Origin of the sequence: Bacteroides sp. GD17, assembly GCF_038448625.1 — a bacterium.
Lineage (GTDB): Bacteria > Bacteroidota > Bacteroidia > Bacteroidales > Bacteroidaceae > Bacteroides.
Map to the genome: position 1 here is coordinate 640,472 of NZ_JBCEZS010000001.1, position 16,013 is coordinate 656,484.

Annotated in this window: 14 protein-coding genes; 7 read left to right on the plus strand and 7 right to left on the minus strand. The window is 48.9% G+C overall.

Annotated elements, in window-relative coordinates; genetic code table 11:
- Position 1: 1 nt before the first annotated feature.
- Positions 2-388, plus strand: a complete 387-nt coding sequence (locus tag AAE250_RS02135; RefSeq protein ID WP_294596793.1) for a VanZ family protein — start codon at positions 2-4, stop codon at positions 386-388.
- On the opposite strand, the gene AAE250_RS02140 is transcribed toward AAE250_RS02135, so the two are convergent.
- The 3 genes from AAE250_RS02140 to AAE250_RS02150 all read right to left on the minus strand — a co-directional run bounded on the left by AAE250_RS02140 (position 389) and on the right by AAE250_RS02150 (position 5,822).
- Entirely contained in the window at positions 389-1,687 is a 1,299-nt protein-coding gene (locus AAE250_RS02140) for a UDP-N-acetylmuramoyl-tripeptide--D-alanyl-D-alanine ligase (RefSeq protein WP_294596791.1), read from the minus strand.
- Positions 1,688-1,740: 53 nt separating this feature from the next.
- Positions 1,741-3,363 (minus strand): ATP-binding protein, encoded by a 1,623-nt coding sequence (locus AAE250_RS02145; RefSeq protein ID WP_294596788.1) that lies wholly within the window; start codon positions 3,361-3,363, stop codon positions 1,741-1,743.
- 437 nt (positions 3,364-3,800) lie between these two features.
- Positions 3,801-5,822, minus strand: a complete 2,022-nt coding sequence (locus tag AAE250_RS02150; RefSeq protein ID WP_294596786.1) for a tetratricopeptide repeat-containing sensor histidine kinase — start codon at positions 5,820-5,822, stop codon at positions 3,801-3,803.
- A 115-nt stretch (positions 5,823-5,937) separates the two neighbouring features.
- Between AAE250_RS02150 and folP the strand changes: the two genes are divergently transcribed.
- Genes folP through AAE250_RS02170 form a run of 4 tightly spaced genes read left to right on the plus strand, consistent with a single transcriptional unit; the run spans position 5,938 to position 10,525 of the window.
- Positions 5,938-6,804 (plus strand): dihydropteroate synthase, encoded by an 867-nt coding sequence (folP, locus tag AAE250_RS02155; protein WP_294596784.1) that lies wholly within the window; start codon positions 5,938-5,940, stop codon positions 6,802-6,804.
- Between the two features lie 34 nt (positions 6,805-6,838).
- Positions 6,839-7,603: a diadenylate cyclase CdaA gene (gene cdaA / locus AAE250_RS02160; RefSeq protein WP_294596781.1), complete on the plus strand. Its 765-nt coding sequence runs from the start codon at positions 6,839-6,841 to the stop codon at positions 7,601-7,603.
- A gap of 26 nt (positions 7,604-7,629) precedes the next feature.
- A complete protein-coding gene (locus AAE250_RS02165; protein WP_294596778.1) occupies positions 7,630-9,168 on the plus strand; it encodes a TldD/PmbA family protein in 1,539 nt (512 codons plus the stop codon).
- 37 nt (positions 9,169-9,205) lie between these two features.
- Positions 9,206-10,525 carry a TldD/PmbA family protein gene (locus tag AAE250_RS02170; protein WP_294596775.1) on the plus strand — a complete coding sequence of 440 codons (1,320 nt, stop codon included), beginning with the start codon at positions 9,206-9,208 and terminating at the stop codon, positions 10,523-10,525.
- 3 nt (positions 10,526-10,528) lie between these two features.
- Here the strand turns inward: AAE250_RS02170 and AAE250_RS02175 are convergent, their stop codons facing one another.
- The 4 genes from AAE250_RS02175 to AAE250_RS02190 are packed head-to-tail and all read right to left on the minus strand — an operon-like array spanning position 10,529 to position 13,550.
- Positions 10,529-11,533, minus strand: a complete 1,005-nt coding sequence (locus AAE250_RS02175) for a GNAT family N-acetyltransferase (RefSeq protein ID WP_294596773.1) — start codon at positions 11,531-11,533, stop codon at positions 10,529-10,531.
- 19 nt (positions 11,534-11,552) lie between these two features.
- Positions 11,553-12,467 (minus strand): DUF2156 domain-containing protein, encoded by a 915-nt coding sequence (locus tag AAE250_RS02180; protein WP_294596771.1) that lies wholly within the window; start codon positions 12,465-12,467, stop codon positions 11,553-11,555.
- A 52-nt stretch (positions 12,468-12,519) separates the two neighbouring features.
- Positions 12,520-13,215: an LrgB family protein gene (locus AAE250_RS02185; RefSeq protein WP_294596769.1), complete on the minus strand. Its 696-nt coding sequence runs from the start codon at positions 13,213-13,215 to the stop codon at positions 12,520-12,522.
- Positions 13,212-13,550 (minus strand): CidA/LrgA family protein, encoded by a 339-nt coding sequence (locus AAE250_RS02190; protein ID WP_294596766.1) that lies wholly within the window; start codon positions 13,548-13,550, stop codon positions 13,212-13,214. Before AAE250_RS02190 ends, AAE250_RS02185 begins: the two co-directional genes overlap by 4 nt.
- 220 nt (positions 13,551-13,770) lie before the next feature.
- Here AAE250_RS02190 and pta point away from each other — a divergent pair, with 220 nt between their 5' ends.
- Together pta and AAE250_RS02200 are read left to right on the plus strand one after the other, a co-directional pair.
- Positions 13,771-14,790 (plus strand): phosphate acetyltransferase, encoded by a 1,020-nt coding sequence (pta, locus tag AAE250_RS02195; protein WP_294596763.1) that lies wholly within the window; start codon positions 13,771-13,773, stop codon positions 14,788-14,790.
- A 19-nt stretch (positions 14,791-14,809) separates the two neighbouring features.
- The gene (locus AAE250_RS02200; protein WP_294596759.1) at positions 14,810-16,009 is read left to right on the plus strand and encodes an acetate kinase; all 1,200 of its coding nucleotides are present in this window, start codon (positions 14,810-14,812) and stop codon (positions 16,007-16,009) included.
- The last annotated feature ends 4 nt before the right edge of the window (positions 16,010-16,013 follow it).

Consider the following 16,013-nt stretch of genomic DNA (forward strand, 5'->3'; position numbering starts at 1 on the left):
TATGCTATATTATATTAAGAAATACCCCGTATCGCTTACCATCATACTGGCGGTGATCTATCTTTCCTTTTTCAAACCGCCTTCCACGGAAATAGGTAAAATTCCTAATATCGATAAAGTCGTACATATATGTATGTATCTGGGCATGTCCGGTATGCTCTGGCTGGAGTTTTTGCGGGCACATCGTAAGGATAACACACCGTTGTGGCATGTATGGGTAGGGGCATTTGTCTGCCCGGTGCTGTTCAGCGGAGTGGTGGAACTGCTGCAGGAATACTGCACTACCTACCGCGGCGGTGATTGGCTGGACTTTGCAGCCAATACCACAGGGGCAATTCTTGCATCACTTATCGGCTACTTTGTGCTGAGGCCGAGGATGGTGAAATGATCACAGATAACCTACAACACTTTCCAGTTTCGTGTAATGTGAACCTTTAATGAGGATTGTCTTTCCGTGAGGCTTTTGTTGCTTCAATGCTTCAATCAGTTCGGCGGCTGTAGGGTAAGTGCGGTAACGATGCCGGGTAGCGGCAAATAATTCTCCGACGAGCACTACGTCCTCGAATCCGCATTCTTCCAGATAGTCTACAATCTTTTGGTGTTCTTCCGCACTGTCTTTTCCCAGTTCTCCCATATCACCCAGTATCAAGGCCTTGTTTTCGGCATTCATATTCTTGAAGTTGCCGATGGAGGCCATCATGCTGGTGGGGTTGGCATTGTAGGCGTCGATAATCAGTGTATTGTCCGCTGTCTTTTTCAGTTGGGAGCGGTTGTTTTGCGGGGTATAGTCTGTCAGTGCGCGGTCTATCTTTTCCGGTGCTACGTCGAAGAAGTGCCCGATGGTTACGGCGGCCAGGGCGTTGGGGAAGTTATACTCGCCGATAAGTTGCGTCTGCACTTCGTGGCATTCTCCGTCCTTTCCGGCTTTCCATCCGAAGGTGAGGTAAGGGGAGTTGCCGGTGACGCGGCCGTTGATGTACAGATTGTCTTCGTTGCCGTAGGCTATCTGCTTCAATCCGCCTGCTATATTGTTCAGGTAGGGGTTGTCGTGGTGGATGAAGATGATGGAGTTTTCCCGTTGCCGCAGGTAGTCGTACAGCTCGCCTTTTGTCCGGATCACTCCTTCGAAGGAACCGAAGCCTTCCAGGTGCGCCTTTCCTACGTTGGTGATGATGCCGTAATCCGGTTCCGCTATCTCTACCAGCTCTTTGATGTCTCCGGGATGGCTGGCGCCCATTTCCACTACGGCAAGGTCGTGTTCGGGGCGGAGGCGGAGCAGGGTGAGGGGCACACCGATGTGGTTGTTTAGATTTCCCTGCGTGTACAGCACGTTGTAGGCTTGCGCGAGGACGGCGGATATCAGTTCCTTGGTAGTGGTTTTACCGTTGGTGCCGGTGATGCCGATGATGCGGGTGCCCAGTTGTCGGCGGTGATAGTTTGCCAACTTTTGCAGGGTGTGCAGGCAGTTGTCTACTAATATATAGTGCGGATTGTCGGCGGGTGCATAGGCTGCCTCGTCTACAACGGCATAGGCGCTTCCGCTTTCCAGGGCTTTGGCGGCAAAAGCATTTCCATTGAACGTATCGCCTTTCAAGGCAATGAACAGGGAACCTTGGGGGCAGTTGCGGCTGTCTGTGGTGACGCAGCTACACTGCAGGAATATCTGATAGAGGGTTGTAATATCCATTGTTTTCTTTCTTTTAGTGTTGTTATTGAAATATGTTGCAGTGCCGCCTGTTGCTAGCGGTTATGCGGCTCCAACCATACCTCTTTCCAGCCTTCCACCGTGCGTGTAGTCGAAGAAAAGTTCACGCCGATGCATACCACCTGGCGGCTGTCTATGGCATAAGGACGGGCATAGCCACGTTCTTCTATCTGCCGGAGCGCCTCCTCCGGACTCTTGTCCAGCTTGAACTCGAAGATGTAGACGTACTTCTCCATCTCGAGGATGCAGTCCACGCGCCCGCGGCTCTGCGTGTCCTCGCTGCGGATGGCGCGGCAGTACACACCTATCAGGCGGAGAAGCAGGTAGAAGGTGTATTGGAAGTGTTTCTCGGTCTTCTGTATATCGTTCAGCGAAGGGTGCGAATCGTATGGGATGCTCGAGAGGAAGGCGGTGAGCGAGTCGCGGAAGGCTTCGGTATGCCCTTTCCTCAACAGGCGGACGGCATCCAGTATCCAGCTGCCCACCTCATGCGAGGCGGGCTTCAGGTAGTTGGAGGCCAGCAGGGTGAGGAAGCCCTTGCGCACCTCGTTGTTGGGGAAGTCCAGTAGGAAGCTGCCCGTCGTCCGGTCGTACTCCTTGATGGTGAGGTAGCCGCTCTGGTAAATCATGGGCAGGGGGCGCTCCACGTCGGCCTTGTAGTCCACGAACATGGCGGGGTCGTAGAAGCGTCCGGCCAGCTCGTTGATGTGCTCGTTGCTACGGGCGAGCAGGCGGATGAGGTAGGTGGGCGTGCCGGTGGCGAACCAGTAGTCGCGAAGTTCCTGCTTGTCGAGGGCGTTGAGTATGCTGAAGGGATTGTAGACGTCGGTCATGGCCGTGCCGAAATGGTAGCCGTCGTACTGGCGCTGCAGGATGTCCCACATCTCGTCGATACTGCATCCATCTTTCTGGGCAAGGGCGGCAACGGGCTCGGCGAAGTACTCACGCATCTCCTGTCCAGTAATGCCGCAAAGTGCCTCGTAACGGTTGTCCATGCTGATGTCATTGGGCTGGTTGAATCCGCTGAACACGCTGACCTGCGAGAACTTGGTGACGCCCGTCAGCAGCACGAACTGCAAGTAGCGGTCGGCGGACTTGAAGGAGGAGTAGAAGGACTTCAGGATGTCGCGGTGGCGGTTTTCCAGAAGAATCCTTTCGCCTTCGCTGTCGCGGGTGTAGTAACCGGTGTCGAGCACGTCGAGGATGGGCTTGTCATACTCGTCCACCAGCACCACGGCACGGCGGCCGGCACGCTCGCTGGCACGTTGCAGGATGCCCAGGAAGCGGTTGCCGATGGTCGATTCATTTTCTCCTTTTCCGTATTCGGACTCCCACTTGCTCAGATAGTCCTCGATGGTGTTCTCCAGTTCTCCGTCCTGCGTATAGTTCCCTCCGTTGAAGTCGATGTGGAAGACGGGGTATTCGTTCCATTCCTTCTCCAGTCCGGCGATGGCAAGGCCGTCGAACAGCTCCTTCCGTCCGCGGAAGTAGCACTCCAGCGTGCTCACCAGCAGGCTCTTGCCGAAGCGGCGCGGGCGGCTGAGGAAGTAAATCCTTCCGTTCTTCACCAGGTCGTAGACCAGGGCGGTCTTGTCCACGTAGACATATCCGTCCTCACGAATCACATCCAAACTCTGTATTCCGATAGGATATTTCATAATCTCCTCTTTTTCTTCTTTTTTGAGACTGTTGCATTGTTGCAATGACAAATGTACGGAGAAAAGGACAAATAAAGAAGGGTTGGATGGAGAAAATGCAAGTATGGACATTCTTTCCACGCCTATGCTTTGCATGCAAGCCTATAGGACTGAGTGTACAAGACATCAGGACTTAGCAGATAAGACATTAGGAATGAAGACCCAAAAGATCCGGATGTTTTACCCCAAAAGATGGGGATGTTTTCAGGGAAAAGACCCGGATGTTTTGGGGCAAAAGATGGGGATGTTTTTAGAAATAACATCCGGAAGTCCGTACCTCAGAATATAGGGATTAAGAGGGCTAAGTCCTATTGATATATATACTAAGTCCTGATGTTATATATAATAGGTGTATATATCCATCAGGACAAGATACTGGTGGCTGAGTGAACCAATGATTATTTGTTCAGCGGCAAGGTGAGTACGAAGTGGCAGCCGTTGGTATATTCCGGGTCGAGCGTCAGGCTTCCACCCATCTTCTCGGCGCAGATGCGTCCGATGGACAATCCGAGTCCTGTGCCTTGCACGAAGGTGTCTATCTTGGCAAAACGCTCGAATACAAACTCTTGTTTCTCTTTAGGAATGCCGATGCCTGTATCTTTTACGCTGAAGATGATGTGTTGATGCGCTTCGTCTTGATGCCAGGAAAGGGTGATTTCTCCTTCTTGGGTGAACTTGGCCGCATTCTTCAGCAGGTGAGAGAGAATCATGCTGAGGCGTACAGGGTTGGTATAGAAGTAGAACTCGTTCGATTCGGTTTGCAGGTTGAGCTTGACGCCGGGTTTCAAGCTCGATTCTGCTTGAAGGATACACTCCCGGCATATAGTTGTGGCATCTGCACCGATGTTGGTCGGTATGTCGGTTCCACTGTCGAGGCTCGAAATATCCAGTACATCTTCTACCAGGTGTAGCAGGTTGTTGCTGCCTTGCTCGATGATGTCTGCAAATTCTTTGGTTTCGTCATTATCCTTGCTCATGCTTCCGATGATTTGGGAGAAACCGACAATCGAGTTTAGAGGCGTACGAATCTCATGGCTCATGTTCTGTATGAACTCGGTCTTCATGATGCTGGCCTTTTCGGCTTGCTCTTTGGCATGGAGCAACTCTTTCTCGGAAACAAGCAAGGCCTGGTTCTTCTCTGACAGTTGCTTTTGGGAGGCCCGCAATCTGCCGTTAAGGAGGTGTTCCCGATAGAAGATGATAGAAGCAAGGATCAACATGGCAATCAGGAAGAAGATGATGCGTTGCTTGCTTTTCAAATCCCGTCGCTGCATTTCCTGCTGTAATTCGCTCTTTTCGGTATTCAGACGCTCTACACCAAGGCGGGTGGCATATTCGCTGGCGGCTATGTTTTCATAAAGTTTATTGAGCGAATCGCTGGTATGGATATATTGCTGATAATACTCCAAAGCCTTTGCCGGATTGCCCATTTCTTTATATATGGTGGCCTTGATTGGCAATTCGTCCAAATCGATATCGGGGCTGAGGCGCATGCTGTCGATATGCTCTTGTGTGGTTAAGGCTTGGGGATATTGTTTGGTATACATATAGTAATCTCTCAGCTTTAAATAGTACTCATGAGAGACTTTGGCAACTTCCTTGTGTGTGTCGAGCAACAGTTTTGCCTTTTGCAGGTATTCTTTAGCTTTGGGATATTCTTCGCTGTCTATATAATAACCGACATACTTCAGGTTGAAGTAGTATTCTTGGGTATTGCTGTAGATATGTTCTTTCGCCTTTTCCAAACACTCTGCCGCTTTGTCCAGCCTGTCGCATTTGCAGTAAAGGAAAGAGAGAGCTCCGTAGGTGCTGCTTAAATTGTAGGTGTTTATCTTGTATTTCTGGATAATCTCCACTTCCTTTTCGCGGCTTTCGATGGCGAGCTCATATAACTTTCTGGTCTGATAGATAGTGCCTACTGCATTAAATCCGTCTGCCATTCCTGCCGGATAATTGTCCTGTTCCGCTTGCTTTGTCATCTTGTCCGCTTCGTAGAGGGCCGTATTGTACTGCTGGTTTTTGATGTAGTAGAAGATGAGTCTCTTTGCCCATACAAAATAGTAATACTTGGGTTGATGGGTCTTCTTTGCGAACTCTTTTACTACATCTACATAGTGCAGCAGGCTGTCTTTATGGCTATCTGCGTAGTAATAGTAGTCGAGTTTGGTGCACAGGGCAACTGCCTGCATCCGCATATCCTGCTTCTCTTCTGCCAGTCGGAACAGGGTGTCGGTCATTTGCATGACCTCGGGGTCTCCTATTGCCGACTTACAGCGGAGATAATAAGCATATAAAGTACTGTCTACATCGTATGCTTCACTTGCATCCTTCTGTTGCCCTCGAATCTGAGCGCTACATAGCATGAATAGAAAGCAGAAAATGTAGCTTAGTGTACAGGGGGCAGTTTTTAACTTCGCCATTATGGTGTTTTATTTGCACATTCTGTGCAAAGATACTTTATTTTCGATATAATCTGCATGTTTAATGGCTTTTTTGTTTACATTTGCAGAGGTATATAACAGAAAACAACTATTCATGGAGACACTGAAAGTCAAATATATAAACGTTAATGGCACATTGCTGAATCTTTCCACCCCTTGCGTTATGGGGATATTGAATATCACTCCCGACTCTTTTTATGCTGGCAGCCGTATGCAAACCGAAATGGAGATTGCCCGGCGCGTAGAGCAGATTTCCCGCGAGGGAGCCGGAATCATCGATATCGGCGCCTACTCTTCCCGTCCTGATGCGGAGGATGTTTCGGCCCGGGAAGAAATGGAACGGTTGCGCAGGGGACTGGCCATTCTGCGCCGCATAAAGCCGGATGCTGTTGTTTCTGTAGATACTTTCAGAGCCGATGTAGCCAGGATGTGTGTGGAGGAGTTCGGAGTGGCCATTATCAATGATATAGCTGCCGGCGAGATGGATGCGGATATGTTCCGTACAGTGGCCGACCTGAATGTACCTTATATAATGATGCACATGCAGGGCACTCCGCAGAATATGCAGAAACATCCGCACTACGATAATCTGTTGAAGGAAGTTTTCCAGTACTTTGCCCGGAAGGTGCAGCAGTTGCGCGATTTAGGAGTGAAGGACATCATACTTGACCCGGGCTTCGGCTTTGGGAAAACGGTGGAGCATAACTATGAGCTGCTGGCTCATCTGGAAGAATTCCGGATATTTGAGTTACCTTTGTTGGCCGGTGTTTCGCGCAAGTCGATGATTTATCGGTTGCTGGACATCACCCCTCAGGAGGCTTTGAACGGTACTACGGTGCTCGACACCATTTGCCTGTTGAAAGGAGCGGATATACTTCGCGTGCACGATGTGCGCGAAGCCGTTGAGACGGTGAGGATTGTGGAAGCGATGAAGAAGGAAAGCGGGAAGATGGAGAAGTAAAAGAAATGATAGTTAATATTTAATACTTGAACTTGTGTTTTTTGAGTTTGGCATAAAAGATTTCATAGATATCCTGCTGGTGGCATTCCTGCTGTACTATACGTACAAGTTGATGAAGGCTTCCGGCTCTATCAATGTGTTTACCGGCATCCTGGTGTTTATCCTGATATGGCTGGTGGTTTCGCAGGTGTTGGAGATGAAGCTGCTCGGCTCTATTTTCGACAAGCTGGTCAGTGTGGGTGTGTTGGCGCTTATCATTCTGTTTCAGGACGAGATACGGAGGTTCTTGCTGACCCTCGGTTCGCATCAGCATGCCAGTGCATTGGTGCGCTTCTTCACCGGGAATAAGAAAGAAAAGCTGGAGCACGAGGATATCATGCCTATTGTGATGGCATGTATCAGTATGGGAAAACAAAAAGTAGGCGCATTGATCGTGATGGAGCACAACATGCCTTTGGATGATGTGGTGCGTACGGGAGAGATAATCAATGCTGATATCAACCAGCGCCTGATAGAGAATATCTTTTTTAAGAACAGTCCGTTGCACGACGGGGCGATGGTCATCAGTAAAAAGCGCATCAAGGCGGCAGGATGTATCTTGCCGGTATCGCACAATCTGGATATCCCCAAGGAACTGGGACTGCGGCATCGGGCTGCGATGGGAATTTCCCAGGTTTCCGATGCACATGCAATCATTGTATCGGAAGAAACAGGCTCTATTTCCGTTGCCTATAAAGGCCAGTTCTATCTGCGCCTGAGTGCCGAGGAACTGGAAAGCCTGCTGACGAAAGAAAACTAATAACTCATAACTAATAACTGAAAACAATGGATAGACGAAACTTCTTACGGACGGGGAGTCTGGCGGCATTGGGCTCGCTGGCAATACCTTCGTTGGCTATGCCGGCATCAGTGCGCAATGCATTGGGAGGAGCAGACAATAAGTCTGCTGTTGCTGCGGCAATGAATCATTTCGGTGTAACAGAAGCCGATTTGCAGAAAGTTCTTGCTGTTGCCTTGGAAAAGGGCGGCGACTATGCCGACCTCTATTTTGAACATACATTCAACAATAACGTAAGTCTGATGGATGGCAAAGTGAATAACTGCGGTGCCAACATCGACTTCGGTATGGGTGTACGTGTACTGGCGGGAGACCAAAGCGGCTATGCATACGTAGAAGGCATCACTTTGGAAGAAATGATGCGCGCCGCCCGCACAGCTGCCCGCATTGCTTCTTCCGGTAAAGCGGGAAAAGTTGCTGCACTGACCGAAAAGACGATTGCCAAGAACCGATATGTGGTTACCGATCCTTGGGAAGATGTAAGCGTAAAGGCTAAAATCCCTTATCTGGAGAAACTGGACGAGAAGGTCTTCTCATTGGACAAGCGCGTACGCAAGGTGCAGGCAATGTTGTCGGACAACACATCGCATGTACTGTTCTGTAATTCAGAAGGTGTTTGTTACTACGATTATCGTCCGATGGTCTCTTTCGTGGCTGTTTGCATCATGGAAGAGGACGGAAAGATGGAGAATGGCTTTGCAAGCCGTTCCTATCGCAAGGGATTCGAATTTATGACGGATGATATTGTAGAAGTGATAGCACGCGAGGTGGTGGATAATACGGCCATCTTGTTCAAGGCGGTGAAGCCCAAAGGCGGTGAAATGCCCGTTGTGATGGGCGCAGGCGGTTCGGGCATCTTGTTGCACGAGGCCATCGGCCATGCTTTCGAAGCGGACTTCAACCGCAAACGGACTTCTATTTTCTGCGACCTCTTCGGCAAGAAGGTGTGTGATGAACATATCAATGTGGTAGACGACGGTACTATTCCGTTCAACCGCGGTTCCGTGAACTTCGACGACGAAGGTGTGGAAGGACAGAAGACCTACATCGTGAAAGACGGTATCTTGACCAGCTACTTGCACGACCGTATCAGCTCCAAGCACTACGGCGTGGCTCCTACCGGAAACGGACGCCGCGATACATTCCGCAATATGCCTATCCCCCGTATGCGTGCCACGTATATGGAGGCGGGCAATATGAAGGAAGAGGATATCATTTCTACGGTAAAGAACGGTATCTATGTAGATCAGTTCACAAACGGAGAAGTGCAGATCGGTGCCGGAGACTTTACCTTCTTCGTGAAGTCCGGTTATCTGATTGAAGACGGTAAGCTGACGCAACCCATCAAGGACATCAATATCATCGGTAATGGCCCGAAGGCTTTGGCGGATATCACAATGGTGGCCAATAACGACAAGATTGACAACGGCACGTGGACGTGTGGCAAAGACGGACAGTCTTGTCTGGTTACTTGCGGCATGCCGTCGGCATTAGTCAGCAAGCTGACGGTGGGAGGAGAAAGTTAACTATCACCTATCATTTATCAACTATCAACTAAAGACAATGATTACAGACAATAATAAGAAATTGGCGCAATGGGCAATGGACTTTGCCCTGAAGAATGGTTGCCAGGCAGCTAAGTTGGTGCTGTACTCCAATTCCAACGCTTCTTTCGAACTGCGTGATGCGAAGATAGACAAGTTGCAGCAGGCTTCCGAAAGCGGATTGAGCATAAGTTTGTTCGTAGATGGTAAGTACGGTTCCTATTCAACCAATCGTTTGGATAAGAAGGAACTGGAAGCATTCATAAAGAACGGTATCGAGTCCACGCGCTATCTGGCGGAAGACGAGGCGCGGGTGTTGCCCGATGCTTCCCGTTATTATAAAGGTGGAAAGCCCGATTTGCAGTTGTTCGACAAAAAGTTCTATGATATCAATCCCGATGATAAAGTAGCGATTGCCCGCGCGGCTGCCGAAGAAGTGATGGGTAAGGACGAGCGCATCATCTCGGTAGGTACTTCCTACGGTGACGGCGAAAATGCTGCTTATCGCTTGACGAGCAACGGTTTCGAAGGAGAATCCAAGTCTACTTGGTTCTCTGTATCTGCCGATGTGGCGATAAAAGGTGAGGGCGAGGCACGTCCTTCTTCCTATTGGTATGATTCGGCTTTGTACTATGACAAACTGATAAAGTCGGGTATCGGAGTGACGGCTTTGGAGCGTGTACTGAAGAAATTGGGACAGAAGAAAGCTGCTTCGGGCAAGTATACGATGGTGGTAGACCCGATGAACTCAGCCCGACTGGTGGACCCGTTGCTGAGTGCACTCTACGGTGCCTCTTTGCAGCAGAAGAATTCTTTCTTGCTGGATAAGCTGAATACGAAGGTAGGTTCGGATGTGCTGAACCTGACGGACGAACCTCATACTATCGGTGCTAATGGTGCCCGCTACTTCGATAGTGAGGGCGTGGCAACGGAGCATCGTCCGATTTTTGAGAACGGAGTGCTCAAGACGTATTTCATCGATACCTATAATTCCAAAAAGATGGGAGTGGCACCTACCATCAATTCGCCTTCTTTGCTGGTAATGCAGCCGGGCAGTAAAGACCTGAACGGTTTGATTGCCGATGTACAGAAAGGCATCTTGATAACGGGATTCAATGGCGGTAACAGCAATAGCAGTTCCGGAGACTTCTCTTATGGTATCGAAGGATTCCTGATTGAGAACGGTAAGTTGACCCAGCCGGTGAATGAAATGAACGTGACAGGCAACATGATTACGCTTTGGTCTTCTTTGGCGGCCATCGGCAATGATCCCCGTATGTCTTCTTCCTGGCGCATTCCTTCATTGGTGTTCGAAGGAGTAGACTTCAGCGGATCGTAATGCCTAATTCAGCATCAGACTCATACAGGGGACTGATGATGCAAATACTTTTTCGGTGAGTTCGCCGATTGTTAGTGCCAAGTGACTGCCCGGCAGACGCTTGGCACTATTCATACATTTACCATTGTTCAGGTAATAGTATCCGTTGTTGGCATTTACTTCTTCGTCGCTGAGGTAGATGCTGGTTTCCAGTTCGGGATGGGCGGCAGCATAGAGTTGCAGTATGGCTTTGGCATTGATAATGCGCGCCATGCCCAGAGGTTGTCCCGTCGCATTGGCTACTTCAATGGATGGAAGTTTAAGCCTGCTGCAAATGCGCTGAAGCAGCAACGAAGCCATATCGGGAGTGTCCGATACGATTTCTTCTACGTACCATTGGTTGGTATCTGTGGGATAGGCAATGGCCAATGCTACGATGGCACCTCCATGATTCAGCTCAAAAATACTTCCCCGGCTTAATTGCAAGTCCGAAAGAATGACGTGGAAATCCTTCTCTGTATGCTGGATGCAGTAAGGACGTTCTTTTAATTTCCGGTTCAGGTATTGATAGGTATCTGCTTTGTACTCATGGGTTACTTTCAATGTGTAACCCGTTTTGGGAAGGGGAACGGCGGAAGCCGGAACAGTGCTTTTGCTACGGTTGAAGATGGGGGCATAACCGTTGCGGGCATAGTAAGAGAAGAGCCACGGTTCTGCCGGTATCAGGGTAGACAGGACGACGTCATTGTGCAGCATCCGTGTGAAGGCCTGCGACAATAATTCGTGCATCACGCCCCGGTTGCGAAAGTCGGGATGTGTGCACGCTCCTGAAATGTAGGCGGTATTGATTTCTGCTTCACCGAAAGTCATGGGATAAGGCAACATTTGCAGGGCGGCAATCACCTCTTCTCCGCTCTGGATGGCGAGGTTGACGTCATTGTTGTAACGTAGCCTGAAGTACATGTCTATGAATTCTTCGCTGTCGTCGAAACAGAGCTTCCACAACTCCTTTACTTTCTCCCGTATCATCCTCTTATCACTTTATCACCTACCACTTTATCGCTTCCACCGGTTCATCCTTCAGGCAAGCGACGTATTTTTCCAGAATAATAGTCGGCTGGTACGACAATTTGGCTTTGCGCAGTCCTTCGATTCCCAGGTCTTCTTCCCGGTTGATGTACACGTATTGTTCGGGAATGTGATTGGCAAATTCGTAGTTTATCATTGCGTATGCACCGTCGATGCTGGTATCGGCCTTCTCTACATGCACTCCGAAAGTGTCTTGATTGATGGGCATGCCGAAGGTAAAGGCGGCAATCTTTCCATCTACATGCAGGATGCCTCCTGTCAGGCCCAGCGCTTCGAAGTTGTGCAGGGCATAAATCAGTGCACGGCGTTCGTTGCCCGTACCCTCGTGTTGGTCGCAGTTATTGACTTTGCACCATTCGGCTTCCAGATCCAGGCATTCCCGGATGCGGTCGGGGGTGATGGGAGTATATTCGTAGTTGTAGGTTCGTTTGAACTTGTTGACGTGGTTCCGCTTGGCCTGGAATTTCTTCCCGGAAAGCGTGGCAAGATCGGTGCGCAGATAGAGGTAATCGGCATAATCTCGGTCGGCCGTGAATTGGAACTTGCCGGGCATGAAAGTTTCCAACTCTTCGCACATCCCGGCACATATACCTAATAAGCAGAGTGGTTCGCCTTCCCGGTGGGCATCTTCTTCTAGTGCATTCAGCACTTTATTTAAATCGCCGTTGCCTATCGGCATCATGTATACCAGTTCTCCGTCTGCCCAGAACTTTAGTAAAAGGAAACCGTCCAGGATGGCAAACTTGGTATTGTACAGAAAACGCCAGCTGCACAGATTGGAAAATGAAAGGTCGCAGTTCCGTCGCGGGCTGTTCTGGGTATATGAAGTTATCAAGTCTTTGTCTTGTAATTCAATGTCTTTAAATGAAATCATACGTTGTTCTTATATGGTTAGCATAATGAATAACAAAAATAGGGAGATTTTGTTAGAGTAGACCTAACAATCTTAAAATAGTTGGTGTTAATAAAGCCGTGAAGATGCCATTCAATGTTAAACCCAGACTGGCAAATGCACCGTATTTGCTGCTGATTTCCATGGCTGTGGAAGTGCCTACAGCATGGGCGGCAGCTCCCAAAGAAAGACCTTGTGCCATGGGACTGCCGATGTGGGTCAGTTTCATGGTCTTGAAACCTAATATACCTCCCAGCAGACCGACGCACACCACTACGGCTGCCGTCAGCGAGGGGATACCTCCCAGGGATTTTGTTACTTCCATGGCTATCGGGGTAGTAACGGATTTGGGTGCCAGCGAATAGATGATTTCATCCGAAGCTCCCATCAGTTTGGCAATCAGTACCACTGAGACTACGCCGACAATGCAACCGGCCAGTTGGGAAAGCATGATGGGTAGCAGTTGTTTCTTTATCGTTTCTAATTGCAGATAAAGCGGCACTCCCAGCGCCACAACTGCCGGTTTCAGCCAGAATTCTATCAGGTGTCCCCCTTCATTGTAGGTCTCGTAGCTGATATGTGCCATTTTCAGGAATATGATGAGGACGGCGATGGTCAGCAAAATGGGGTTGAGCAGCATGATGCCTGTTTTCTTTTGCAATAGTTTGGCTAAGAAGAAAACTCCGAAGGTGATAGCCAGCAAGAAAAACTCGTTCTCCAGGAAGTTCATTTGATTTTACGTGTTAATTGGTGAACCCATCCGGTGACAATAATCACCAACAGGGTACTGACTAATGAAGCAGTAATGATCGGCCAGAATTCGGCAGCGATAATGTCGAAGTAAAGCATAAGGGCTACGCCGGGTGGTACAAAGAAAAAGCCCAGGTTAGCAACCAGAAAGTCGGACATTCCCTGCACCCAGTGCAACTTAATCCAACCTAATTTCAAAAAAAGGGTGAGCAACAGCATACCAATGATGCTGGAGGGTAACTTGATACCCGTAAAAAAAACAATCAGTTCACCCAGAGCTAAGCATCCGAAGAGGATGGCGCATTGACGAATCATGATACTATATACCTTATATTATATTGAAAACTGCTGCAAAGTTAGACATTCTCTTCGTCGGGCGTACTGCTATGAATCATCCGTTTGTGTTAAATATTACAATATATGAAGATTGGGACATAAAAAGACCCTATATTGCAATGTAGATATTGCAAAATTGTGTACTTTTGCGGCGTGAATAACACGTTTTATACCGATTCTTATACACAATTAAAATATCATGCAAAGATTAATCAATGGAATTCTTGAACGTGCGAAGGCCGATCGCCAGCGTATTGTTCTTCCCGAAGGTACTGAAGAACGTACCTTGAAAGCAGCCAATCAAATTTTGACTGATGGTATTGCTGACCTGATTCTCCTGGGTAACCCGGACGAAATTCGTGCTTGTGCCCAGGAATGGGGCTTGGGCAACATAGAGAAAGCAACTATCATCGACCCGGAGAACCATCCGAAAAAAGAAGAGTATGCGCAGTTATTATTCGAACTGCGTCAGAAAAAAGGTATGACTATTGAAGAGGCGCGCAAGTTGGTGCTCAATCCTCTCTATCTGGGCTGCCTGATTATAAAGAACGGCGATGCCGACGGTCAGTTGGCAGGAGCCCGCAACACTACCGGCGATGTACTTCGTCCGGCTTTGCAGATTATCAAGACTACTCCCGGTATTACGTGTGTTTCTGGTGCTATGCTGTTGCTGACTCATGCTCCCGAGTATGGTAAGAACGGTATTTTGGTAATGGGTGACGTTGCCGTAACTCCTGTACCCGATGCTTCACAGCTGGCTCAAATTGCCGTTTGCACGGCACGCACAGCACAAGCCATTGTAGGTGTAGAACCCAAAGTTGCATTGCTCAGCTTCTCAACAAAAGGCTCTGCCAAACACGAAGTGGTAGACAAAGTGGTAGAAGCATTGAAGATTGCCAAAGAGATGGATCCGGAACTGGCCATCGACGGCGAACTGCAAGCCGATGCTGCTTTGGTGCCCGAAGTCGGTGCAAGCAAAGCTCCTGGTTCTGAGATTGCCGGCAATGCTAATGTGCTGATTGTTCCGAGCCTTGAAGTAGGAAACATTTCATATAAACTGGTGCAACGCCTGGGACATGCCGATGCGGTAGGTCCGATTCTGCAAGGTATTGCACGTCCGGTGAACGACCTTTCACGCGGTTGCTCCATCGAAGACGTTTATCGCATGATTGCTATTACTGCCAATCAGGCTATTGCGGATAAACAACGTTCTAAATAACTTATAAATCTAAAGACAAATGAAAGTATTAGTATTGAATTGCGGTAGCTCGTCCATCAAGTACAAACTGTTTGATATGGATAAGAAGGAAGTTATCGCACAGGGCGGTATCGAGAAGATCGGTCTGGAAGGTTCGTTCCTGAAGTTTACATTACCCAATGGAGAGAAGAAAATCCTGGAAAAAGATATACCGGAACATACTGTAGGTGTGGAGTTCATTCTGGAAACGTTGGTAAGCCCGGAATACGGCGCCATCAAATCATTGGATGAGATTAACGCTGTAGGTCACCGTATGGTGCACGGTGGAGAGAAGTTCAGCAAATCGGTATTGCTGACGCAGGAGGTGCTCGATGCCTTCGTGGCTTGCAACGACCTTGCTCCGCTCCACAATCCTGCCAACCTGAAAGGTGTGAACGCTATCTCGGCTACTTTGCCTAACGTGCCGCAAGTAGGTGTGTTCGATACAGCTTTCCATCAGACGATGCCGGAGTATGCTTATCTGTATGCCATTCCTTACGAATTATATAAGAAATACGGTATCCGCCGTTATGGTTTCCACGGAACTTCTCACCGTTATGTTTCGCAGCGTGTATGCGAGTTCCTGGGTGTTAAACCCGAAGGTTTGAAAGTGATTACCTGTCACATCGGTAACGGTGCATCCATTGCCGCCGTAAAAGATGGCAAATGTGTAGATACTACAATGGGACTTACTCCGCTGGAAGGCTTGATGATGGGTACTCGTTGTGGTGACATCGATGCAGGTGCGGTAACCTTCATTATGGATAAGGAAGGCCTTGATACGGCTGGCGTTTCCGATTTGCTGAACAAGAAGTCCGGTGTAGCCGGTCTGAGAAACGGTGCCAGCGACATGCGCGACCTGGAGGCTGCCGTTGAAGCCGGAGATGAAGAAGCTATCATGGTAGATAAGATGTACAACTACCGCATCAAGAAGTATGTGGGTGCCTATGCTGCTGCTATGGGTGGAGTCGATGTGATCGTATTCACCGGTGGTGTGGGCGAAAACCAATGCAGTTGCCGTGCTGCCGTTTGCGAAGGTCTTGAGTTCCTCGGTGTGAAGATGGATCTTGAAAAAAATGCTGTAAAGGGCAAGGAAGTGGTTGTATCTGCTCCCGACTCTAAAGTAAAAGTGGTAGTTATTCCTACTGATGAAGAATTGATGATTGCTTCGGATACTATGACCATTCTGGAAGGTAAATAATCAA

What these genes read in the sequence shown, in the direction of transcription:
- AAE250_RS02135 (WP_294596793.1), top strand. Translation starts at nt 2, where the DNA reads ATGCTATATTATATTAAGAAATACCCCGTATCGCTTACCATCATACTG.
- AAE250_RS02140 (WP_294596791.1), bottom strand. Translation starts at nt 1,687, where the DNA reads ATGGATATTACAACCCTCTATCAGATATTCCTGCAGTGTAGCTGCGTC.
- AAE250_RS02145 (WP_294596788.1), bottom strand. Translation starts at nt 3,363, where the DNA reads ATGAAATATCCTATCGGAATACAGAGTTTGGATGTGATTCGTGAGGAC.
- AAE250_RS02150 (WP_294596786.1), bottom strand. Translation starts at nt 5,822, where the DNA reads ATGGCGAAGTTAAAAACTGCCCCCTGTACACTAAGCTACATTTTCTGC.
- folP (WP_294596784.1), top strand. Translation starts at nt 5,938, where the DNA reads ATGGAGACACTGAAAGTCAAATATATAAACGTTAATGGCACATTGCTG.
- AAE250_RS02165 (WP_294596778.1), top strand. Translation starts at nt 7,630, where the DNA reads ATGGATAGACGAAACTTCTTACGGACGGGGAGTCTGGCGGCATTGGGC.
- AAE250_RS02170 (WP_294596775.1), top strand. Translation starts at nt 9,206, where the DNA reads ATGATTACAGACAATAATAAGAAATTGGCGCAATGGGCAATGGACTTT.
- AAE250_RS02175 (WP_294596773.1), bottom strand. Translation starts at nt 11,533, where the DNA reads ATGATACGGGAGAAAGTAAAGGAGTTGTGGAAGCTCTGTTTCGACGAC.
- AAE250_RS02180 (WP_294596771.1), bottom strand. Translation starts at nt 12,467, where the DNA reads ATGATTTCATTTAAAGACATTGAATTACAAGACAAAGACTTGATAACT.
- AAE250_RS02185 (WP_294596769.1), bottom strand. Translation starts at nt 13,215, where the DNA reads ATGAACTTCCTGGAGAACGAGTTTTTCTTGCTGGCTATCACCTTCGGA.
- AAE250_RS02190 (WP_294596766.1), bottom strand. Translation starts at nt 13,550, where the DNA reads ATGATTCGTCAATGCGCCATCCTCTTCGGATGCTTAGCTCTGGGTGAA.
- pta (WP_294596763.1), top strand. Translation starts at nt 13,771, where the DNA reads ATGCAAAGATTAATCAATGGAATTCTTGAACGTGCGAAGGCCGATCGC.
- AAE250_RS02200 (WP_294596759.1), top strand. Translation starts at nt 14,810, where the DNA reads ATGAAAGTATTAGTATTGAATTGCGGTAGCTCGTCCATCAAGTACAAA.